At 73.3% G+C, this 22,206-nt stretch carries 15 protein-coding genes; 8 read left to right on the top strand and 7 right to left on the bottom strand.

The genetic code is table 11. The features are described 5' to 3' along the window. Window positions 1-167: 167 nt before the first annotated feature. On the bottom strand, window positions 168-2,699 hold the full coding sequence (locus tag AB0B72_RS15795; protein ID WP_367739456.1) for a DNA topoisomerase (ATP-hydrolyzing) subunit A: 2,532 nt from the start codon (window positions 2,697-2,699) through the stop codon (window positions 168-170). Window positions 2,700-3,295: 596 nt separating this feature from the next. Between AB0B72_RS15795 and AB0B72_RS15800 the strand changes: the two genes are divergently transcribed. Next, entirely contained in the window at window positions 3,296-4,804 is a 1,509-nt protein-coding gene (locus tag AB0B72_RS15800) for an alpha-L-arabinofuranosidase B (protein WP_367739457.1), read from the top strand. Between the two features lie 179 nt (window positions 4,805-4,983). On the opposite strand, the gene AB0B72_RS15805 is transcribed toward AB0B72_RS15800, so the two are convergent. Beyond that, on the bottom strand, window positions 4,984-5,559 hold the full coding sequence (locus AB0B72_RS15805) for a GNAT family N-acetyltransferase (RefSeq protein WP_367739458.1): 576 nt from the start codon (window positions 5,557-5,559) through the stop codon (window positions 4,984-4,986). A gap of 72 nt (window positions 5,560-5,631) precedes the next feature. Between AB0B72_RS15805 and AB0B72_RS15810 the strand changes: the two genes are divergently transcribed. Then, window positions 5,632-7,803, top strand: a complete 2,172-nt coding sequence (locus AB0B72_RS15810) for a DEAD/DEAH box helicase (protein ID WP_367739459.1) — start codon at window positions 5,632-5,634, stop codon at window positions 7,801-7,803. A 148-nt stretch (window positions 7,804-7,951) separates the two neighbouring features. Here the strand turns inward: AB0B72_RS15810 and AB0B72_RS15815 are convergent, their stop codons facing one another. Then, on the bottom strand, window positions 7,952-8,842 hold the full coding sequence (locus AB0B72_RS15815; RefSeq protein ID WP_367739460.1) for a carbohydrate kinase family protein: 891 nt from the start codon (window positions 8,840-8,842) through the stop codon (window positions 7,952-7,954). Window positions 8,843-9,121: 279 nt separating this feature from the next. On the opposite strand from AB0B72_RS15815, the gene AB0B72_RS15820 reads away from it, so the two are divergent. The 4 genes from AB0B72_RS15820 (at window position 9,122) to AB0B72_RS15835 (ending at window position 15,052) form a co-directional block, all read left to right on the top strand. Continuing rightward, window positions 9,122-11,746 carry a GNAT family N-acetyltransferase gene (locus AB0B72_RS15820; protein WP_367739461.1) on the top strand — a complete coding sequence of 875 codons (2,625 nt, stop codon included), beginning with the start codon at window positions 9,122-9,124 and terminating at the stop codon, window positions 11,744-11,746. 186 nt (window positions 11,747-11,932) lie between these two features. After that, window positions 11,933-12,523 carry a DUF5998 family protein gene (locus AB0B72_RS15825; protein ID WP_367739462.1) on the top strand — a complete coding sequence of 197 codons (591 nt, stop codon included), beginning with the start codon at window positions 11,933-11,935 and terminating at the stop codon, window positions 12,521-12,523. A gap of 34 nt (window positions 12,524-12,557) precedes the next feature. Continuing rightward, window positions 12,558-13,991: an alkaline phosphatase family protein gene (locus tag AB0B72_RS15830; protein WP_367739463.1), complete on the top strand. Its 1,434-nt coding sequence runs from the start codon at window positions 12,558-12,560 to the stop codon at window positions 13,989-13,991. 83 nt (window positions 13,992-14,074) lie between these two features. Beyond that, the gene (locus AB0B72_RS15835) at window positions 14,075-15,052 is read left to right on the top strand and encodes a threonine/serine dehydratase (RefSeq protein ID WP_367739464.1); all 978 of its coding nucleotides are present in this window, start codon (window positions 14,075-14,077) and stop codon (window positions 15,050-15,052) included. 69 nt (window positions 15,053-15,121) lie between these two features. Here AB0B72_RS15835 and AB0B72_RS15840 read toward each other — a convergent pair whose 3' ends face one another. Beyond that, the gene (locus AB0B72_RS15840) at window positions 15,122-15,940 is read right to left on the bottom strand and encodes an SAM-dependent methyltransferase (protein ID WP_367739465.1); all 819 of its coding nucleotides are present in this window, start codon (window positions 15,938-15,940) and stop codon (window positions 15,122-15,124) included. Between the two features lie 202 nt (window positions 15,941-16,142). Between AB0B72_RS15840 and AB0B72_RS15845 the strand changes: the two genes are divergently transcribed. Together AB0B72_RS15845 and AB0B72_RS15850 are read left to right on the top strand one after the other, a co-directional pair. Beyond that, window positions 16,143-16,955, top strand: a complete 813-nt coding sequence (locus AB0B72_RS15845) for a sulfurtransferase (RefSeq protein ID WP_367739466.1) — start codon at window positions 16,143-16,145, stop codon at window positions 16,953-16,955. 213 nt (window positions 16,956-17,168) lie between these two features. Beyond that, window positions 17,169-18,392 (top strand): CynX/NimT family MFS transporter, encoded by a 1,224-nt coding sequence (locus tag AB0B72_RS15850; RefSeq protein WP_367739467.1) that lies wholly within the window; start codon window positions 17,169-17,171, stop codon window positions 18,390-18,392. Between the two features lie 123 nt (window positions 18,393-18,515). Here AB0B72_RS15850 and AB0B72_RS15855 read toward each other — a convergent pair whose 3' ends face one another. Genes AB0B72_RS15855 through AB0B72_RS15865 form a run of 3 tightly spaced genes read right to left on the bottom strand, consistent with a single transcriptional unit; the run spans window position 18,516 to window position 22,206 of the window. Continuing rightward, window positions 18,516-21,221 carry a CHAT domain-containing protein gene (locus AB0B72_RS15855; RefSeq protein WP_367739468.1) on the bottom strand — a complete coding sequence of 902 codons (2,706 nt, stop codon included), beginning with the start codon at window positions 21,219-21,221 and terminating at the stop codon, window positions 18,516-18,518. After that, complete coding sequence (locus AB0B72_RS15860; protein WP_367739469.1) at window positions 21,218-21,673, bottom strand: hypothetical protein; 456 nt, start codon at window positions 21,671-21,673, stop codon at window positions 21,218-21,220. The genes AB0B72_RS15855 and AB0B72_RS15860 overlap by 4 nt, the downstream gene beginning before the upstream one ends. Continuing rightward, window positions 21,670-22,206, bottom strand: a complete 537-nt coding sequence (locus AB0B72_RS15865; protein WP_367739470.1) for an RNA polymerase sigma factor — start codon at window positions 22,204-22,206, stop codon at window positions 21,670-21,672. The genes AB0B72_RS15860 and AB0B72_RS15865 overlap by 4 nt, the downstream gene beginning before the upstream one ends.

Below are 22,206 nucleotides of genomic sequence, written 5' to 3' on the forward strand. Positions count from 1 at the left end.
CCCCGTCCTGATCCACCCCGATGTCGGCCAGGCCGTCGCCCCGGAGACGTGGGGCGGCACGTCCGCCGCGGCCGGTTGACGCGTCCTCGGCCGCGCCATGACATGCCGCTCCCGCGCCGGCCACACCGGCGCCGGAGCGGCACGTCGGCCGCGATGTCGCTGAAGCGCTAGACGCGCGGGTCCTCGCCGCCGGTGTCGCCGGTGGTGGCCATGCCCGCCGCTCCGGCGGCGGCGTCCTGCCTGCCGATGTCGGCCCCAAGGGCGCCGCCGAGCGCGGCGACGGCGTGGACGAGCCGCACCCCCGAGCCGTCACGGCGGCCCACCTCGTCGGGGAGCGACACCGGCTTGCCGGTCGGGGAGGCCGCCTTCACGGGAGCCGGGCCCGCCCAGGCCAGCAGCAGGACGTCCTCGCCCTTGAGGAAGCGCTGGGCCCGCACGCCGCCGGTCGCCCGGCCCTTCGCCGGGAAGTCGGCGTAGTCGGACACCTTGCCCGTGCCCATCTGGGTGCCGGGCAGGGCCGTCGAGGAGCCGGCGATGGTCACCACCCGCGACTCCCGCGAGGGGTCGACCACACCGAACCAGACGACCCGGGCGTCGCCGTCGAGCCTGACCCCGGCCATGCCGCCGGCCGGCCGGCCCTGCGGACGCACGACGGACGCGGGGAAGCGCAGGAGCTGGGCGTCGGAGGTGATGAAGACCAGGTCGTGGTCGGGGGAGACCAGCTCAACCGCCCCGATCACCGTGTCGCCTTCGCGCAGGCCGATGACCTCGAACTCGTCGCGGTTCGCCGGATACTCGGGGGTGACCCGCTTGACCACGCCCTGCGCGGTGCCGAGGGCCAGCCCCGGGCCGTCGGGGTCCAGCGAGCCCAGGCCGACGACCCTCTCGTCCGGCTCCAGCGAGACGTACTCCGCCACCGGATGGCCACCCGCCAGCGTCGGGGGGTTGGCCGTGGGCGGCAGCGTGGGAAGGTCGACCACCGACACGCGGATCGCCCGCCCCTTGGAGGTGACGACCGCCACCTCGCCCCTGACGGTGGAGCGGACCACCGACACCAGCACGTCGTGGGCCGCGCGGTCGCCGTCGCCCTCGATGGGCGAGGCGCCGGCCGTGCGGGCCAGCAGGCCGGTGGAGGACAGCAGGACGGCACAGGGGTCGTCGGGCACCTCCAGCGGCACCACGGCCGTCCTGGCGGCGTCCGACGACTCCAGCAGCACCGTCCGGCGCGGCGTGCCGTACGTCTTGGCGATCTCGGCCAGCTCGGCCGACACGACCTTGCGGAGCCGGTCCTCCGAGGCGAGGATGCCGCTCAGCTCGGCGATGTCGGCCTGGAGCGACTCCTTCTCGCGGTCGAGCTCCAGCTTGTCGTACCGGGTGAGGCGGCGCAGCGGCGTGTCGAGGATGTAGTTGGCCTGGATCTCGCTGAGCTCGAAGACCTCCCTCAGGCGCGCCCGCGCCTGCCCGGAGTCGTCCGAGGAGCGGATCACCTGGATGACCTCGTCGATGTTGAGCAGCGCGACGATGAGGCCGTCGACGAGGTGCAGCCGCTCCTCGCGCCTGCGCAGCCGGTAGGAGGAGCGGCGCCGTACGACGTCGAGCCGGTGGTCGACGTAGACGCTGAGCAGCTCGCGCAGGCCGAGCGTGCGGGGCTGCCCGTCGACGAGCGCGACGTTGTTGATGCCGAAGGTCTCCTCCATCGGCGTGAGCCGGTAGAGCTCGTCGAGGACGGCCTCGGGGTTGAAGCCGTTCTTGATCTCGATGACCAGGCGCAGGCCCTTGTGGCGGTCGGTCAGGTCCTTGAGGTCGGCGATGCCGGTGATCCGCTTGGCGTTCACCAGCTCCTTGATCTTGGTGACCACGCGCTCGGGGCCGACGTTGAACGGCAGCTCCGTGACGACGAGCCCCTTGCGACGCGGCGTCACGGGCTCGATGGACACCTTGGCCCGCATGCGGAACGTGCCACGGCCGGTGGCGTACGCGTCCCTGATGCCGCTCAGGCCGATGACGGAGCCGCCGGTCGGCAGGTCCGGCCCGGGGATGAAGCGCATCAGCTCTTCCAGCGTGGCGTCCGGCCGCTTGATCATGTGCCGGGCCGCGGCGATGACCTCCCCGAGATTGTGGGGGGCCATGTTGGTGGCCATGCCGACCGCGATGCCGGACGCGCCGTTGACCAGCAGGTTGGGGAACGCCGACGGCATGACCGACGGCTCGGTCTCCTGGCCGTCGTAGTTGGGCTTGAAGTCGACGGTCTCCTCGTCGATCGACTGCACCATGAGCATGGCCGCCGGGTCCAGGCGGGCCTCGGTGTACCGCATGGCCGCGGGGGAGTCGTCGGGCGAGCCGAAGTTGCCGTGCCCGTCGACCAGCGGCAGCCGCATCGAGAACGGCTGCGCCAGCCGTACGAGGGCGTCGTAGATCGCTGTGTCGCCGTGCGGGTGCAGCTTGCCCATGACGTCGCCGACGACCCGGGAGCACTTGACGTGGCCGCGCTCGGGGCGCAGGCCCATCTCGCTCATCGAGTAGAGGATGCGGCGCTGGACCGGCTTGAGGCCGTCGCGCGCGTCGGGCAGCGCGCGCTGGTAGATCACCGAGTAGGCGTACTCGAGGTAGCTGCTCCGCATCTCCGCGGAGACGTCGATGTCGACGATCCGCTCCTCGAAGTCCTCATCCGGCGGGGGTGTCGTCGTGCGTCGGGCCATATCGAACATTGTGCCGATGACTGGGCGTGGTCGCGACCTGCCTGCCGTCTCCGGCCGATTTCACCGGTCCTGTCGTACGGTCCTCCTCCCGAGCACGCGACGCGGCTCGTGATCATAGACAGTCATGTCCGCTCCTCGTTCGGAACGCCGGTGGGCGGTGTTTCCGCGCGTCCGGGGGGCGTCCCGATGCGGCGGCGAATCCACGTTCGCGATACCACCGATCCCCGTCAGAAGGCCGGGCTGGGGGAAGGCGCCGGGCGGCGCGTGGCTGGGTGCGTTGTGGTCGTCGGGGATAGCAGATCCTCGTCGTCGAGGCATGGCGGGAAGGCCGCGTCGTGGACGATCGGGCGATTCCCTTAACCGGTCGGAAACCTTGACGCAACATCCGAACAAACGCATAGTGAGGACGATCGCGCCGCTCGGGCGCAGCATCATCCATGGAGGCCGCAAGCGCATTTCCGGCCGGTGAAGTGTTAACGCTAACAATTCTTCTCTCGTACCTACGCCTTCCACCCCCCGAAACGCGAGAGGTAATCATGGTGGTTCGCTCAGGAATCCCGCAGCTGAGAAGGGCCCTGCTAGCCGCTGGTGCGGCAGTGGCGCTCGCCGCCGGCTTCGTCACCGGCACGGCCGGCACGTCACAGGCCGCGGGATCGCTGTCGTGCGACATCTACGCCGCGGGCGGCACGCCCTGTGTGGCGGCGCACAGCACGACCCGTGCCCTGTACGCCAACTACAACGGCCCGCTGTACCAGGTGCGCCGTTCCTCCGACAACACCACCCGTGACATCGGCGTCCTGAGCGCGGGAGGAGTGGCCAACGCCGCCGCGCAGGACTCATTCTGCGCCGGCACCACCTGCCTGATCACGATCATCTACGACCAGTCGGGGCGTAACAACCGGCTCACCCAGGCGCCTCCGGGCGGGTTCTCCGGCCCGGCGGCGGGCGGATACGACAACCTCGCCAACGCGACTGCGGCGCCGGTCACGGTCGGCGGCCAGAAGGCCTACGGCGTGTACGTGTCTCCGGGCACCGGCTACCGCAACAACAACACCAACGGCGTCGCGAAGGGGGACCAGCCCGAGGGGATGTACGCCATCTTCGACGGCACCCACTACAACGGCGGCTGCTGCTTCGACTACGGCAACGCCGAGACCAACAGCCGTGACAACGGCAACGGCACGATGGAGGCCATCTACTTCGGCAACATCAAGGTCTGGGGCTACGGCGCCGGCAACGGCCCCTGGATCATGGCCGACCTGGAGAACGGCCTGTTCTCCGGCGTCAACCAGCACTACAACGCGAACGACCCCAGCATCAGCCACCGCTTCCTCACGGCCATCATCAAGGGTGAGCCCAACCACTGGGCCATCCGCGGCGGCAACGCCCAGTCCGGCGGCCTGTCGACCTTCTACAACGGCGTGCGGCCCAACGTCTCGGGCTACAACCCGATGAAGAAGGAAGGCGCCATCATCCTCGGCATCGGCGGCGACAACAGCGTCGGCGCCGCGGGCACCTTCTACGAGGGTGTGATGACCTCCGGCTACCCGTCGGACGCCACCGAGAACGCGGTCCAGGCCGGCATCGTCGCCGCCGGATACTCCACGTCGACAGGCGGGCCCCAGAACGGCACGCTCACCCCCGGCTCGTCGATCTCGCTGAAGGCCACGACCGCCGGCTACACGGACCGCTACATCCGTCATTACAACGACAACGCCATCACGTCGGTGATCAACTCGTCCAGCTCGTCCACCGACAAGAGCGACGCCACCTGGATCGTGCGCAGCGGCCTGGCCAGCAGCTCGTGCGTGTCGTTCGAGTCGAGGAACTACCCGGGTGAGTACCTGCGGCACTACAACTACCAGTTGCGCCGGCAGGCCGCCGACGGGAGCGCGCAGTTCCGCGCCGACGCCACCTTCTGCCCCCAGGCGGGCAGGAACGGCCAGGGCACGTCGTTCGCCTCGTACAACTACCCGACCCGGTTCATCCGCCACTACAACAACACCGTCTACATCGCCTCGAACGGCGGGTCGAACGCCTTCGACAACTCCAGCTTCTGGGCCGACGACGTGAGCTGGATCGTCTCCCAGCCCTGGGCGGTGTGAGCACCGGCGCCTGAGTGGGCGCCCTCCTGACCGGGCGTCCACGGCGGGAGCCGTCCCGGGGGCGGCTTTCCACGGGACCGCTTTTCACGAGGCTCGTGTTCACGGGGGGTTCGTGTTCAGGGGAGTGTGCGAGTGCCGGGCGGGGTCGCGTGATCGAGCGTGGAAGCGGGCGGGCGCGGTCAGGCGCGCGGGCCCGCCCCCGGCCAGGGGCCGGGGGTGGCGCCCTCGTCCTCGTCGCCCGGCGCGTTCCGCTTCTCGTCGTAGATCCGGAAACCCCTGGCCCGGTAGTTGGCCAGCGCCGCCGGCCCGTCGAGCGAGCAGGTGTGCACCCATACGCGCCGGGTGGCCTCCCGACCGGGCCAGCGGCCGGCGAGGTCCCAGGCGCGCGCCGCGCCCTCGGACAGCAGGTGCCCGCCGAGGCCCCGTCCGATGGCGTACGGCAGCAGCCCGAAGTAGGCGATCTCCACCGTGCCCTCCTCCTGGGCGTCGAGCTCCACGTAGCCTGCGGGCGTGCCGCGCAGCCAGGCCACCCAGATCTCGGCGCCGGGACGCGCGAGCCAGTCCATCCACTGCCGCCAGGTCCACGGCAGCCGGTCCGTCCACTGCCAGTCACCGCCGACGGCCGTGTAGAGGAACCGGCCGAACTCCGGGCTCGGCACCTCGGCGCGGACGATGTCGACAGGCTCGCCGGGCCGGTGAGCCGGCCGTAGGTCGGCGGGGCTGGTCTGTTCGAGATACCACGTGGTCACGTCCATAACGGGACACATCCAACCATCCGTCCCGGGCGGCGGCGGAAATGGTCGGCCGGACCTGATACCAATGGCGGAGTGAGCGAAGAAGAGACGCTGCGCGAAGAGGCCGAGGCCCGGCTGCGGGCCCTCGCGGGCGACGGGGCGCGCCTGCGTGACGACCAGTGGACCGCGATCAAGGCCCTGGTCATGGACCGCCGCCGCGCGCTCGTCGTGCAGCGCACCGGCTGGGGCAAGTCGGCCGTCTACTTCATCGCGACCGCGCTGCTGCGCGAGCTGGGGGAGGGGCCGACGGTCATCGTCTCGCCGCTGCTGGCGCTGATGCGTAACCAGATCGCCGCCGCCGAGCGCGCGGGCATCCACGCCGAGACGATCAACTCGGCCAATCCCGAGGAGTGGGAGAAGGTCTACGGCCGGGTGGCCGAGGGCATGGTCGACGTGCTGCTGGTCAGCCCCGAGCGGCTCAACAACCCTGACTTCCGCGACCAGGTGCTGCCCGAGCTGGCCGAGAGCGCCGGGCTGCTGGTGATCGACGAGGCGCACTGCATCTCCGACTGGGGCCATGACTTCCGCCCGGACTACCGGCGCCTGCGCACGCTGCTCGCCGAGCTCCCGCCGGGCATCCCGGTCCTCGCGACGACCGCCACCGCCAACGCCCGGGTCACCCGCGACGTCGCCGAGCAGCTCGCCACCACGCAGGACGGCGCCCCGGAGTGGGACGAGCCTTCCGGCGACGGCGACGGCGACGGCGACGGCGACGGCGACGGCGACGGCGGTGCCGGTGCCGGTGTGCTCGTCCTGCGCGGGCCGCTGGAGCGGGACAGTCTGCATCTCGGCGTCGTACGCCCCTCCTCCGCCGAGCAGCGGCTCGCCTGGCTTGCCCGGGCGCTCCACGAGCTGCCCGGCTCGGGGATCGTCTACACGCTGACGGTGGCCGCCGCGCAGGAGATCGCCGCGTACCTTCGGGAGCAGGGCCACCGGGTGGCCGCCTACACCGGGCAGACCGAGCCCGCCGAGCGGCTCGCCGCCGAGGAGGACCTCCTCGGCAACGAGATCAAGGCGCTTGTGGCGACCTCCGCCCTCGGCATGGGCTTCGACAAGCCCGACCTCGGCTTCGTCGTCCATGTGGGCGCGCCGCCCTCACCCGTGGCGTACTACCAGCAGGTGGGCCGCGCCGGCCGCGGCGTCGAGAGGGCGGAGGTCGTCCTGCTCCCCGGCACCGAGGACAGGGAGATCTGGAGCTACTTCGCCTCGCTCGCCTTCCCGCCGGAGCAGCAGGTCAGGGCCGCGCTGGAGGCGCTGTCCGAGGGTGGCGTGCTGTCCACCGCCGCCCTGGAGACGAGGGTCGACCTCAGCCGCGGCCGGCTGGAGATGATGCTCAAGGTCCTCGACGTGGACGGGGCCGTCCGCCGGGTCAGGGGCGGCTGGGAGGCCACGGGGGAGCCGTGGACCTACGACGCGGAGCGCTACGCCCGGGTGGCGGCCGAGCGCCGGGCCGAGCAGGAGGCCATGCTCGGCTACATCGCCACGACCGAGTGCCGGGAGCGTTTCCTGCGCCGTCACCTCGACGACGACACCGCCGAGCCGTGCGGCCGGTGTGACAACTGCACGGGCGCACACCGCTCACCGGAGTTGGAGGCGTCGGCGGTCGAGGCGGCGCACGCCCGGCTGGCCCGGCCCGGAGTGGAGATCGAGCCGCGCCGGCAGTGGCCGACGGGGCTGCCGGACGTGAAGGGCCGGATCAGGCCGGAGCTGTGCGCCGAGCCGGGCCGCGCCCTGGGCAGGCTCACCGACATCGGCTGGGGCACCCGGCTGCGGGAGCTCCTCGCGGCCGGTGACGGACCGGTGCCCGACGACGTGTTCGCCGCCGTGATCGACGTGCTGAAGTCGTGGGAGTGGGAGCGGCGCCCGGTGGCCGTGGTGACCGTGCCGTCGGCCACACGGCCGGTTCTGCTCGCCACGCTGGCCGAACGGCTGTCGCGCGTGGGCCGCCTCGATCACCTCGGGGAGCTGGGCTACCGGAGCGGGCCGCCGGCCCGCCGGCACAACAGCGCCCAGCGGGTGGCCGCGATCAGGGCCACGCTGGGGACGCCCCGGGAGCTGGCCGCGAAGATCGCCGCGGCGGACGGCCCGGTGCTGCTGGTCGACGATCGTGTGGAGACCGGCTGGACGATGGCCCTCGCCGCCGCCCAGATCCGGCACGCGGGAGCCCCAGCGGTGCTGCCCCTGGCCCTGGCGGCCACGACCTGACCGCCGTCCCGGCCGTCCCTGTTCCGGCGCCCGGCGGCGACGGCCTGACCGCCGTCCCGGCCGTCCCTGTTCCGGCGCCCGGCGGCGACGGTCTGAGCGCCGCTCTGCCGCCGTAGGAGATCTGCCGTAAGAGATCGCCGTAGGAGGTCTAGAGGCGGGGGCGGGCGCCGAGGTTGGAGATGCACTTGGCCGCGAGCGCGTTGCCGGCGGCCAGGGCCTCGGCGGGAGGCTTGCCCTCCAGCCACGTCGGCAGGAATCCGGCGGTGAACGCGTCACCCGCGCCGGTGCCGTCCACCATCCGGTCGACGATCTCTCCGGGGGCCCGGACGGGCTCGGGCCGGTTGTTGGTGTACCAGAGCGCGCCCTCGGCGTTGAGCTTGATCACGACCTGGGGGAACCAGGCGGTCAGCACCTTCGCCGCCGCCGCCGGGTCGTCCCGGCCGGTCAGCACCTTGGCCTGGTCGATGTTGGCGAACAGCAGCTTGGCGCCGTGCGTCCACTCTAGGAACGGCTCCGCGCCGGTGCGCTCCAGGGGCGCGGCCGAGGCGCAGTCGATGGAGATCGTCATCCCGGCGCGGCGGGCGAGGTCGAGCGCGGCCAGCCCGGCGTCGCGCGAACCGTCGTTGATCAGGGTGTAGCCGGACATGTGCAGGTGGCCGCCGTTGAACAGGTCACGCGGCAGGTCCTCGGGGGACAGCGCGGCGTTGGCGCCGGGATCGGACAGCATGGTCCGCTCGCCCTTGTGGGTGACCAGCACGACGCAGGTGCCGGTGGGCCGCTCGGGGTCCATCACGAGCCGGGCGTCCACGCCGTAGCCCATGAGCTCCATGTCGCGGTTGCGCCCGGTGATGTCGGCGCCGCGCCGGCCGATGAAGGCCACTTCCGAGCCCTCGACGGCGAGCCAGCTGGCGATGTTGGCTCCGGAGCCGCCACCGTGCATGGTCACCACGGCCGGGGTGTCGCTCGCCCTCGCGAGAGGGAACCTGGCGCGGGCGACCGCGTCGGTCATGAGATCGCCCACCACGACGACCCGCGTCATGATGTCACCACCTTGCCAACTGCTTGTGGAGGAGGAGCGCGGCCCGCTGGAGGGGCGGCTTCCTCTCCGTGCTGTGAGGCTGACGCCCAGAAACCTAACAGTTTCCGGCCTAGTCGTGGGGCCGGGATCGGACAGACGGTCACAGTCGATGCACAAGCGTTGTCCAAGCCGAGCGTACCCCGAGCCGGCGAAGTGCGGATATGTCGTCATGCTCGGCGGGGACGTCGCGTGGGGAAACCGCCCAAGTCACGTAAGCCGGGCACGGCTAGCCTCGGATGCGTGCACCCTCAGTACCCCGCGCACTGGGAGGCCGACGTCGTCCTGTCCGACGGCGGCACGGCCCACCTGCGCCCGATCCGTCCGGACGACGCCGGCCTGCTGCGCTCCTTCTACTCCAGGCTGTCGGAGCAGTCGATCTACTACCGGTTCTTCGGCCCGCGCCCACGGCTCACCGACCGGGAGATCGCCTGGTTCACCAACGTCGACTACGACGACCGCGTCGCGCTCATCGCGACGATCGGCGCCGAGATGGCCGCCGTCGTACGGTACGACCGGGTGGAGCCGAGGGACCACGCCGAGGTCGCCTTCCTCGTCGAGGACGCCCACCAGGGCAGGGGGATGGCCTCGGTGCTGATGGAGCACCTGCGTGCGGCCGCCCGTGAGCGCGGGATCAGGACGTTCATCGCCGACGTGCTCCCGGGCAACCACCGGATGACCTCCCTTTTCCGGCAGGCGGGCTACACGGCGCAGAGCCAGTTCGAGGACGGGGTCGTCCGCATGACGCTCGACCTGTCCAGCACCGAGACCGCGCTGGAGGTGCGGCTCGCCCGCGAGCACCGGGCCGAGGCCAGGTCGATCGCCCGCCTCCTGACGCCCGAGTCGGTCGCGGTGATCGGCGCCAGCCGGGAGCCTGGCGGGATCGGGCAGACGGTGCTGCGCAACCTCCTGGCGGCCGACTTCTCCGGGCCGGTCTATCCGGTCCACCGGTACGCGCGGGCCGTGGCCGGCGTCCGGGCGTACCCGAGCGTCTCGGCGATCGACGGAGGCGTGGACCTGGCCGTGCTCGCCGTGCCGGCCGAGGGCGTGCTCGAACTGGTGGAGGAGTGCGCGCGCAAAGGGGTGAAGGGCCTGGTCGTGGTGTCCTCCGGCTTCGGCGAGACCGGCCCCGAGGGCGTGGCCCGCCAGGAGGACCTCGTCAGCATCGCCAGGGCGTACGGCATGCGCGTGGTCGGGCCGAACTGCCTCGGGATCGCCAACACCGACCCCGCCGTACGGCTCAACGCGACGCTCGCGGCGACCCTGCCGGGACGGGGGAGGGTCGGCTTCTTCAGCCAGTCGGGCGCGCTCGGCACGGCGCTGCTGCAGCGGGTGGCCCAGCGGGGCATGGGCATCTCGACGTTCGTCTCGGCGGGCAACCGGGCCGACGTCTCGGGCAACGACCTGCTCCAGTACTGGGAGGAGGACGCCGACACCGACGTGATCCTGCTCTACCTGGAGTCGCTGGGGAACCCCCGGAAGTTCACCCGGCTCGCCCGCCGGATCGCGCGCGCCAAGCCGGTGGTCATGGTGAAGAGCCGCGGGGTGCCCGGCGGGCACGCCGCTCCCGTGCTCGGCCTGCCCGACGGCGCGCAGAGCTCGCTTTTCGCACAGGCCGGGGTGATCCGGGTGGACGACCTCACCCAGCTCTTCGACGTGGCGCAGCTCCTCGCGCACCAGCCACTCCCGGAGGGGCCCCGGGTGGGCCTGGTCGGCAATTCTGACGCTCTGGCGTTGCTCGCGGCCGAGGCCTGCGCGGGGGCGGGCCTGGAACCGGCCGCGCCGGTCAACCTGGGGGCCCGCGCCGGCGCCGCCGAGTTCTCCGAGGCGCTGGCCGCGGTCCTGCCCGAGGTCGACGCGGCCGTCGTGATCTACATGCCGCCGATTCCGGGATGCGTCGACGAGGTGGCCGCGAGGCTGGTCGCCGTGGCGCGCGAGTCCGGCAAGCCGGTGCTGGCGACCTTCCAGGGGGAGCTCGGCATGCCGCCCGCCCTGCGCGTGACCGGCGAGGAGGGGGAGCCCGCCCGGGGGTCGATCCCGTCATACCCGGCGCCTGAGGAGGCCGTGCGCGCGCTCGCCCACGTGGTGCGGTACGCCCGGTGGCGCCGGGAGCCGGCGGGGACGGTGCCACTGATCCAGGGCGCCGACCCGGCCCGGGCCCGCGAGATCGTGGCCGGGGCGCTCGCGCGGGGGGACGGCCGGGACCAGGAGCTCGACGCCACCGAGCTGCTGGCGTGTTACGGGATCGAGGTGTGGCCGGCGCGCGTCGCGGACTCCGCCGACGAGGCGGTGGAGGCGGCCGGCGACATCGGCTGGCCGGTGGTGGTCAAGTCGGCGGACCCGGAGGACGCCCGGCGGGCGGGCACGGTCCGGATCGGCCTCACCGAGCCCGCCGGGCTCCGGCAGGCGTACGCGGACCTTGCCGCGCTGCTCGGGCCGGGGGCGCGGCTCGCCGTTCAGCGCATGGCGCCGCAGCCGTCGGTGCCCACCGTCGTCGGCGTCGTGCAGGACCGGCACTTCGGCGGGGTCGTCTCGTTCGGCCTCGGCGAGGTGACCGCCCGCCTGCTCGGCGATCAGGCGTACCGGCTCGCGCCGCTCACCGCCGACGACGCGGCGGGCCTGGTGCGGTCGGTCAGCACCGCGCCGCTGCTCTTCGGCGAGTACGGCTACCCGCCCGTGGCGGTCGAGGCGCTGGAGGACCTGCTGGTGCGGATCGGGCTGCTGGCCGACGCGCTGCCCGAGGTCGCCCGGATGGACCTCGACCAGGTGCTCGTCGGACAGGCCGGGGTGGCGGTCCTCGGCGCCCGGGCCGTCCTGCGGCCCGCCACCGGCCCCCGCCCGGACGTCGGGCCGCGCCGCCTCGGCTGACAGCCGGGCTATGAGGGCCGTCCCGGAGGTCAAGGCGGTGAGGGGCGGGGAGGGCGATGCGGGAGCCGGCCGGCGCGGGGATGGGGAGCGCCGAACGGCGAGGGACGGCCAGGCAAAGGGGGTCCGGCGGAAAACCTGTCCCGTTCAGGTGTGAAACACCCGTCCCATACAGGGCAGGATGGACCCATGAGGGAAACCCGACTCTCCGCCGCGGGCATGCGCGAAGCCATCGACCGCAGCGGTTACTACCCGGACCTGGTCGCCGGCGCGGTGGACGACGCGCTCGGCAATGAGCCGGTCACGGCATACGTCGTGCATCACGAGGCAACGTTCGATCCCGCGATGGAGGTGCGCAGGCACGTCACCGTGCTGGTGCTGTCTCCGACCAGGCTGCTGGTGTGCCACACCGACGAGCATCCGCCCGCCGAGGGCATGCCGGCCTCACACGCCTCCACCACGACCGAGGCCGTGCGGATCAGCCGCATCCAGTCGGTCGCCGTCACCAGGGTGGTCCCCGACCCGGCGTCGTACGTTCCGGGCGTTCCGCCCACCGAGGTCACGCTGACCATCGGCTGGGGCGCCATCTCCCACGTCGATCTCGAGCCCGCGACGTGCGGCGACGAGAACTGCGAGACCGACCACGGCTACACCGGCGCGGTCACCGCGGACGATCTTTCCCTGCGCGTGAGCGAGGCGGCCGACGGCCCCGAGGCCGTCACCCACGTGCTGGCCTTCGCCAAGGCGCTCTCCGAGGCCACGGCCCGCGCCGCGAGCTGACGGCCCTCGTCCACGCCGATCCCAGGGAGGCGACGTGATCGGCCCCGATCCCCACATGGTGCCCGACGGAGTTCCCGACGCCGGTCCCGATGCGGCGCTGGACGGGGTGCGTGACGCCGGTCCCGATGCGGCGCTGCACCCTGGGCCGTCCGTGCATGGGCCCAATCTCGGGCCGCCCGGCGCCGGGCGGCCCTCTGACGGGCTCGGGGCCGTCGACGGTGCGCGGCCGTCCGAGCCGGTTGCGGGGCCGGTTGCCGAGCCGGTTGCGGGGCCGGTTGCCGGGCCGCAGGGGGTGCCGGACGCGAAGCCGTTCGCGGCCGCCGCCGGGCCCCTGTCCGCGCCCCCGTCCGGGGCCGGGGTGGAGCCGTTCGTTCCCGCGTACGGCACGGCGTCGCTGGCGGACCTGCCGGGATCGCTGCTAGCCTCCCTCGGCCTGCCCACCCCGAACACGCTGAGCCTGGATCCCGCCGGGCGGGTGTGCCTGTTCCTCGTCGACGGTCTCGGGGCCGAGCTGCTCGCCGCGTATCCCGATGCGGCGCCGTTCCTGTCCGAGCGGCTCCGCCGGACGCTCACGGCCGGCTTTCCCTCCTCGACCCCGACCAGCCTGGCCACGCTCGGCACCGGCGCCCCGCCCGGTGAGCACGGCATGCTGGGCATCCAGATGGCCGTCCCGGGTGAGGGGCGGCTGTTCAACTGCCTGCGCTGGACCGCTCCCGGGCTGCCCATCGACCCCGACGTGTGGCAGCCGGCGGAGACCGTCTACGAGCGCATGGCGGCCCAGGGGGTGGACCCGGTCTACGTGGCGCCCGCGTCCTTCGACGGCACCGGGCTGACCCAGGCCGTCTACCGGGGGATGCGCTACTGGGCCGCCGACACGGTGGACGAGCGGGTGGAGGGCGTGCGGAGGGCACTTCGGGACAGCTCGTTCGTCACCGTCTACTACGGCGACGTGGACCGCGCGGGTCACGAGTCCGGCTGGGGCAGCCCCGAGTGGCTGGAGCAGCTCGCGATCGTCGACCGCATGGCCGAGCGGATCACCGAGGCGCTGCCGCCCGGGTCGGCTCTCTACGTCACCGCCGACCACGGCATGATCAACGCCGCCGACAAGGTCGACTTCGACCGACGCCCCGACCTGCGCGAGGGGGTCCTCATGCTGGGCGGCGACGCCCGTGCCCGGCACCTGTACACGGCCCCGGGGGCCGCGCCGGCCGTGTACGACACCTGGCGCGAGGCCCTGCGCGGCCGGGCCTGGGTGGTCACCCGGGAGGAGGCGGCCGACGCCGGCTGGTTCGGGCGCCGGCTCCGCACGGAGTGGCTCGGCCGGATCGGCGACGTCATGGCGGTGCCGTACGGCGACTGCGTGATCGTCGCCTCGGAGGCGGAGCCGGTGGAGTCGTCGCTGGTCGGCTACCACGGCTCCCTCACCCCGGCCGAGCAGAACGTCCCCCTGCTCGAGATCCGCCGCTGACGACTGGCGCGGGCTCGGCTCCGCCGGCGGCTGCGGCGGTCGCCGGTCGGTCACCGGAACCGCCGGCGCTAGGCTGCTGTGCCGTGCAGACGACGCGCCTCGACACCGCTCGGATCCGGGCCGCTCGCCGGGTGATCGACCCGATTTTCCTCGACACCCCGCTGTACCGCTGCGAGGCGCTGGAGCCCGTTCTCGGGTGCGCGGTGAGCGTCAAGCTCGAAACGGCGAACCCGGTCCGCAGCTTCAAGGCCCGGGGCACGGAACTGGTCGCGAGCCTGCTCGCCGGCGACGGCTCGGGAGCCGTGGTGTGCGCCAGCGCGGGCAACCTCGGCCAAGCTCTCGCCTGGTCCGGTCGCGGCCGGGGGCTCGACGTCACCGTCGTGGCGTCCCGCTTCGCGCCCGCGGCCAAGCTCGATCGCATCCGCGCATTGGGCGCCAGGCTGGAATTGGTGGACGGCGACTTCGACATGGCCCGGGAGCGCGCGGCGGCCGTCGCACGGCACGACGGCATCCGGCTGGTCGAAGACAGCCTGGACATCGAGACCTGCGAGGGCGCGGCCACCATCGGCCTGGAACTGGTGGACACCGTGCCGTCGTTCGACACCGTCCTGATCGCTCTCGGCGGCGGGGCGCTGGCCACCGGTGTGGGTCATGTGGTGAAGGCCTTGGCGCCCGAAGTCGAGGTGATCTGCGTCCAGCCGCTGGGCGCACCGGCGATGACACACTCCTGGCACAGGCGGCGCGTCGTCACCACCGACTCGACCGACACCATCGCTGACGGCGTCGCCGGCCGCCGCCCCATCCCGGCCGTCCTGGACGACCTCCTCCTGGTCGCCGACGACGCCGTCCTGGTCGAGGAGGCGTCGATCATCGCCGGCATGCGGCTGCTCCTCGACCACGCCGGCCTCGTCGTCGAACCGTCGGCCGCCCTGGGCATCGCGGCGATCCTCGAAGACCGTGACCGCTTCGCCGGCCGCCACGTGGTCACCATCGTGTGCGGAAGCAACGTCGACGTGGACGCCTATCACCGCTGGGTCGGTGCGGCCTCCGACCACAGATAGACGAAGCCTCGGTGCGGGCCGGGGCGGCAGACCGCGCGGGCCGGCGAGCGAGCCCCTCAGAAGAACCGGTCAAGGCTTGCGGCCCACGCCGCAGAAGGCGTCGACCTCCTCGGGGATGCCCCAGGGGATGGATTCGGCCCGCCAGCGCGACACTGACACGATGCCCGGGTCGACAAGCTCCAGGCCGTCGAAGAAGCCGGCGATCTGGGCCGGGGTCCGGGAGGTGTAGGGCGCTCCGCCTCGTTCGTCCCAGACCTGGATGGCCTCGTCCCGCGCCGAGCCGTGGACGACGCTGGTGCCGTCGTTGAGCGCCATGTAGCTGCCCGACGGGAGGGCGTCGATCAGCGTGCGCACGATCGCGTTCGCCTGGTCGTTGTCGACCACGTTGCCCATGATTCCCAGCATCATCAGCCCGATCGGCCGGCTGAAGTCGAGCGTCTTGGCAGCCTCGGCGAGGATGATGCCGGGGTCGCGTACGTCGGCGTCGATGTAGTCGGTCGCACCTTCGGGGGTGCTGGTGAGCAGGGCCCGAGCGTGGACGAGGACCAGCGGGTCATTGTCGACGTAGACGATCCGCGACTCCGGGGCGATGCGCTGTGCCACCTCGTGGGTGTTGTCGTGGGTGGGCAGTCCCGTGCCGATGTCGAGGAACTGGCGGATGCCGACGTCACCGGCTAAGTGGCGCACGACGCGGGCGAGGAATGCCCGGGAGTGGCGGGCGACCTCGATGATGTTGGGAAAGACCTCGACGATCTTGGCACCGACCTCTCGGTCCACGGGGTAATGATCCTTGCCGCCCACCCAGTAGTTCCATATCCGAGCCGAATGCGGCGTGTTGGCGTCGATCTTCGGAGAGCTCTGTGGGGGTGAGGAATCGTGGTCGGTCATGAGGCTCGTCTCCTGGGTAGCTGTGATCTCGACTTGATCATTGGATCAATCGGGTGAGATCGCAAGGTTGATGCGAGTCGTGATGCCGGTGTGATGGTCATCGGCAGCGCCGGATCGCCCGCGCCCCGGACGGGCGGGCGGTGGCCGGGGGCGGACAGGAGACAATGCTGGTGGCCCGTTTCGCGTTCTGGAGGTAGGTCCGATGAGCCCGCTGATCACTGCCGAGGAGCTCGCCGCGCTCGACGACGTCACCGTTCTCGACGTCCGGTGGCGGCTGGGCGGTCCCGCCGGAATCGAGTCCTACCGGGAGGGCCACGTCCCGGGCGCCGTCTTCTGCGACCTCGACGCCGATCTCGCCGCCCCTCCCGGGCCGGCCGGTCGGCACCCGCTCCCGGAGGCCGGCGCCTTCCAGTCCGCCATGCGCCGGCTCGGCGTGTCCGGCTCCCGGCCCGTGGTCGTCTACGACGACGCCGACTCCACCTCTGCCGCGCGGGCCTGGTGGACGCTCCGCTACTACGGCCACCGCGACGTCCGCGTGCTGGACGGCGGGCTGCGCGCCTGGGCGCAGGCCGGCCTCCCGCTGACGAAGCAGCAGGAGCCGGTCGCGCCGGGCGACTTCACCGCGGTTCCCGGCGGCATGCCGGTCCTCGACGCCGACCAGGCCGCGGAGCTGGCGGACAGCGGGATCCTGCTCGACGCCCGCGCCCCCGAGCGGTACCGCGGCGAGGTCGAGCCGGTCGACCCCGTGGCCGGGCACATCCCCGGCGCGGTCAGCGCCCCCACCGGCCAGAACGTCGAGCCCGGCGGCCGATTCCACCTCAGGGAGTACCTCCGGGAGCGGTTCAACACGCTCGGCGTGGTGGACGGCGTGCCGGTCGGGGCCTACTGCGGGTCGGGCGTGACGGCCGCCCACGAGGTGCTGGCGCTGGAGGTGGCCGGCCTTCCGGCGGCGCTCTACGTCGGCTCGTGGTCCAACTGGGTCACCGACCCCGGCAGGCCCGTCGCCACCGGCTGAACCGCCGTCCCCGGGGCAGGCGCGCCCGAGGACGATCCGCCGGCTCCTGACCGCCTGTTCCGCACACTCCCGGCCGCGTACGCCGAGAAGGACGAACGCGGCGCGATCCAGGGCGTCGCCCGCCTGCCGCGGCGCGGCCTGAGCCTGCCCCGCCCACGCCCTGCTGACCGGCCGGCCCGCCCGGACGTCGCGACACCGTGCGAAGGAGAGTCCATGGACCCCCGGCAGACGTCGGGCACATCGAAGCCGCGCGAGGAGTTCCAGCGGCGCTCGCAATGGGTGACGATCCTCATCGTCTACATCGGCGGGGTCGTCGCGGCGATGAGCCTCGGCAAGTTCGCCTCGGTCGGGCCGGTCGTGGCGGCCCAGCTGGGGCTGTCGCTGTCGCAACTGGGCTGGGTGATCTCGGCGGTCGTCGGCGTGGGAGCCGTCGCGGGGCTGCCCGCCGGGTATCTGGTCCGCCGCTTCGGCGCGGAACGATCGCTGGTCGCCGGCCTGGTCCTGATCGCGGCGGCCGGCGCGGCGAGTGTGGCAGCGGGCGACTTCGCCTGGATGCTCGCCGTCCGGGGGATCGAGGGCATCGGATATCTCCTGGTCACCATTTCCTGTCCGGCGCTGATCCTGCGTCTCGCCCGCGAGCGGGACCGGGGCACGGCACTGTCGATCTGGGCCACGTTCGTCCCGGTGGGCCTCGGGGCGAGCACGCTGGCCGGAGGCGCGGCCGGCTCCGCTGTGGGCTGGCGTGGCTGGATCGGGCTGATCGCCGGGCTGACGTTGGTGATGGCCCTGACCGTCTGGATCCGGCTGCCGCGCGGGCCCGGTCGGCGGGCGACGGCCGGGCCCGTTCCCCGGGCCAGAGCGTTGACGGGGCCGGCGGTGCTCGCCGCGTCGTTCTGCCTGGCCGCGCTGGTGACCATCCCGGTCATCGTGCTCCTGCCCACGCTCCTCATCGAGCAGTACGGGTGTTCCGCCGCCGCCGCGGGAGCCGTGACGTCGATGATCTCGCTGCTCGGCGTGGCCGGCGGGCTGGCCGTCGGCGTGCTGCTCCGACGGGGCGCTCCGGTCGGCGTCCTGGCGCTGTGCGGGCTCCTCGTCGTGCCGGCCGCCTGGCTCACGTACGGCGACGACGGTTCGCGGGCCGCCGCGCTGGCCGGCGCGGGGATCATCTCCCTGGTGAACGGGTTCCTGGGGGCTCTCGTCTTCGCCGCCCTGCCCCTGGTGCTGGAGCGCCTCGACCACGCCGATGTCGGCAACGGCGTGGTCGCCCAGGCGGGCAGCCTCGGATCGCTGCTCGGACCCCCGCTGTTCGGCCTGGTGGCCGGCGGGGCCGGCTACCAGGCCCTCGTACCGGTCATCGCCGTGGGGATACTCGCCGCCGTCGGCTCGTTGCTGCTGGCCGGCAGACGAGCAGACCGGCCCCGGCCGAGCGCCGGCTGAATCCAGCAGAAGCGTCAGCGTGGACGACGCGGAACGGGTGCGTGGGCGAGCGAAGGCAGGGTTCTCGGTACGGAGACGGCCCGCGACGTTCCGCTCCCCAGGGGTGTTCGAGTGCTCTGGCACTCAAGCGGCGTCGCCGAGGACTGAGCGGACAGGCAGGTCGCCGCGGCCGAAGCAGACGAAGCCGGGCACGCCGGTCTTCGCCGCGGCCGTGCCGAGCGCATCCGCCGCGGACCGCCCCTCCGCCACCAGGGCATGGAAGAGGGTCATCAGGGTCAGCGCCTCGTCGTCGCGTACGGGGACCACGCCTGCGACCACGCACGCGGACCCGCGGTCGAGGAAGGCCCCCGCGAGGCCGAGGGCGGCGCCGTCCAGGGGAGCGTGCGCCATTCCCGCGTCGCACGCGGACAGCACCACGAGCCGCGGTGCGCGCCGGGCTTTGAGCAGGTCGTAAGCCATCAACGGCCCGTCGTCGAGGGTGATCCGCGACAGCATCGGGCTGCGCGGCGAGAACATCCCGTGAGCGGCCACATGCAGCACCTCGGCCCGCTCCAGCGCGCTCAGCACCTCCTGCCTGGTGGCGGGGGCCTGGCGGCCGCCGCGGTGAGCCGAGGCCACCAGGCGGGCCTCGGCCCGCGCGTGGTCGAGCCCCGGGCCTGCGACCGCCACCACCAGCGGCTCATCCGCGGACGTGGGCTGTGGCGCATCCGTCAGCCATGAGGCGGCGGCGGGGGCGACCGAGACGGGACGTCCGCGCAGGGATGGCAGGAGCGGCCAGGGCAGCGTGCAGAGCGCGCCCGTCGGGACGACGGCCACCGGGCCCTCCTCCGGAATGCCCAGCGGGCCGAGGAGCAGCCGGTCCAGCGCGGCGAGCTCGCCTTCGAGGTCGCCCGCCGCGCCGCAGTCCTGGAGGTTCCGCCGGCGCAGGCCGTACCGGACGCGGACGGTCGCTTCGGCCACCGCCTGGTAGGAGCCCAGAAGGCGCAACGCGCAGCGCCCCTCGGCGACCACCACGGCGGCCAGGGCGTCCCCCTGCCGCACCAGCTCGACGAGCGGCCCCGCCGCTCTGCCCGCCGGGCCGAAGCCCATGGCGGTCGGTCGCGCGCCGCGCACGATCGCCCGCCACCGCTCGGCCCAGCTGAGGACCGCCCAGGCGTCCCCGGTCTCCATGGCGAGCTCCAGCCCGAACGCCGCCAGCTCCTCGGCCGGTCGCGCGGCCAGCGCCCGCAACGCCGCTCCCGCCACACTGCTGTCCGGCACACCGCTGTCCGGCTCGGCGCTCTCTCGGGGAGCGGCGGCGTCTCCGGGCGCGGCGCCGCATCCCGGCTCGGCGGTGTCCGGTCGAGAAGCGCTCTCCGATCCGGTGTCCGCCGGGTGTCCGGCGTCGCAGGCCAGTACGTCCAGCCCGGCGCCGGCGGCCGCGAGCGCTCCGGGAAGGTCGCCGTCGAGCCGCAGGCGCATCGCGACGGCGTGGTGCCGCGTCACGGGGCGTGTGGCGGAGCGGGCGACGATGTCCAGATGCGTCCGGGCGAAAGCCCGCTCGCCAAGCCGTACGGCCGCGCGGGCCGCGGTGAGCCTCAGTGAGGCCGACTCGGTCTGCCAGCCGTGCCCGGCGAGGTCGTCGGCGCATGCGCGCAGCGCCTCCAGCGACGCCCGGTCGGCGCGATCGTGGGCGAGACGGGCACGAAGGACGACCTCCTCCGCCAGCGGCAGCCAGGCCGTCCTGCCCTGCTCAGCCAGCTCTGCCCGGGCCGTCTGGGCAGTGGCCCCCGCGAGGCGGGAGTCCCCGGAGAGGAGCTCGGCCTGCGCGAGCAGCAGCCGTGCGCCTGGGACCGCCGCCTGCGCCCCGGCCGCGACCAACTCCGGAACGGCCTGACCGAGCAGGGTCCGCGCCTCGCCGGGCAGGCCGGCCGCCACGAGGGCCTCGGCGAAGTCCGTACGCATCGCGGCCAGCCGCTCGGGAAAGCCGAACAGCGCGATCTCGGCCGCCTGGTAGCGCTCGAAGGCCGCCGGGACGTCTCCGCGCCGCGCCGCCACGAACGGCAGGTTTCCCTCCGCGAGCATCGCGACATGGTCCAGGCCGGCGGCCCTGGCGATCTCGGCGCACCGCGCCAGATCCGCCTCGGCCGGCTCGAACTCCCCGAGCCAGGTGCGGGCGACGCCCCGGTTGAGCAGCCCGCCCGCCTGGAACCGGGGATCACCGGCCAGCGCGCCGACGGCCTCGTCGCAGTGCCGTACGGCCTCCCGGTGGCGGCCCAGGAGCATCAGGGCCACGGATCGCTGGACGGCCAGGCGGGCCAGGTCCGTCCCGGTGAGATCCCGCTCCGCGAGCCCGGCCAGCCGCAGCCCGCCCTCGGGATCGCCGAGCAGCGCCGTGACCGTGACCAGCGACATGCGGGCCTGGGCGATCCGCCGGGGCAGTCCCCGCGCTGCGATGATCGCCTCACGCAGCCGCTGGTCGGCCAGCTCCAGGTCGCCGAGCTCCCGGGCGGCCAGCGCGGACGCGCGCAGCGCGACGGAGACCGCCTCCCCAGCCGATGCGCCGCCCGCCTCTTCCGGAACGGCTCGCGCATCGGCTGGAACGGCCCGCGCCTCCTCCAGCACGGCCCGCGCCTCCTCCAGGCCGCGCCGCGGGTCGGTGCCGGACAGGCGTACGGCGGACTCGGCCCGTGCGACCAGCGCCGCGAGCGCCCCCGCTCCGGTCCGCGGGGCCGCGCCGGTTGGCGGGGCGGCTCCCGGCGCCGCGGGAACCTCCGTAGCGGGGGTGCCGGGTGCGGCGGGAACGTCCGGAGCGGGGCTGCCCGGCACCGTAGTGGACGGCGGGATCATGGGCGGACGTGGATCCAACGGGTGAACACGGGAGGCTCGCCCGAGCGGTGGCAGACGACGCTGAACCACCCCGGCGGCAGCCCGGCCACCGCGAACCGGCCGTCCCGCGAGGGCACGCGGCTGTTGCTCATGTGCGGGGTGCGCACCTCCACACTGGCGACGGCGACTGGGGCGGGGCCGATCTGCCCGGCGACCTCGAGAAGGCCGTCCGAGACGGAGGTCTCGACGTCGATCGTCAGGCCGGACGCCGTGAAGCGGCGCAGCCGCGGCCCGCCGTCCTCCAGACCGTCCGACCTGGCCCCGGGCGGGACGGGGACGTCCACGGGCGCGGCCGCCACGCCTCCCGGCAGGCGCAGCGCGAAAGCGGCACGCGAGGCGGCCGAGACGGCGTCGGGCACCGGATCGGCCCCCGCGCCCATGCGCAAGGCGGCCAGCAGGTACTCCTCCCTCATGGAGCCTCCCCGTCCGCCACCAGGGCCCGCAGGCGGGACATGCAGCGCGCGCGTGTGGGACCGATGCTGCCGATCGGCAGATCGAGGCGGATCGCGATCTGGGAGTACCGCGCGTCCGGATTGAGCACGTAGAGCCGCAGCAACGACCGGCAGGGCTCACCGAGAGCGTTGAGCCGCCGCCACACGTGCCTGCCGAAGTCGGCGTCGACCACCTCGGCCGCCGGGTCAGGAGTGGCGCCGCCGGGCCCGTCCAGGTCCTCGATGTCGGCCACGACCTCGCCTCGGGACCTGCGGCTCAGCCGTGCCGCCTCGTTCCGGGTGGTCGTCACGAGCCACGCGCCCACGCGGTCGGGATCGCGGATGGCGTCGGCGCTCTCCACGAGGCGCAGCCATGCGCCCTGGACGGCGTCGGCCGCGTCGGCGGCGCTCAGCCCGAACGCCCGGGCGACCGCCCACATCCTGCCGTCGAAGCGCGCGACGAGGTCCTCCCATGCGGCCCGGTCCAGCCGGGCGAGAGTGTTGTCCGAATGCAT

The sequence above is a fragment of the Microbispora sp. NPDC049125 genome (assembly GCF_040802045.1).
In the GTDB taxonomy this organism is placed as follows: domain Bacteria; phylum Actinomycetota; class Actinomycetes; order Streptosporangiales; family Streptosporangiaceae; genus Microbispora.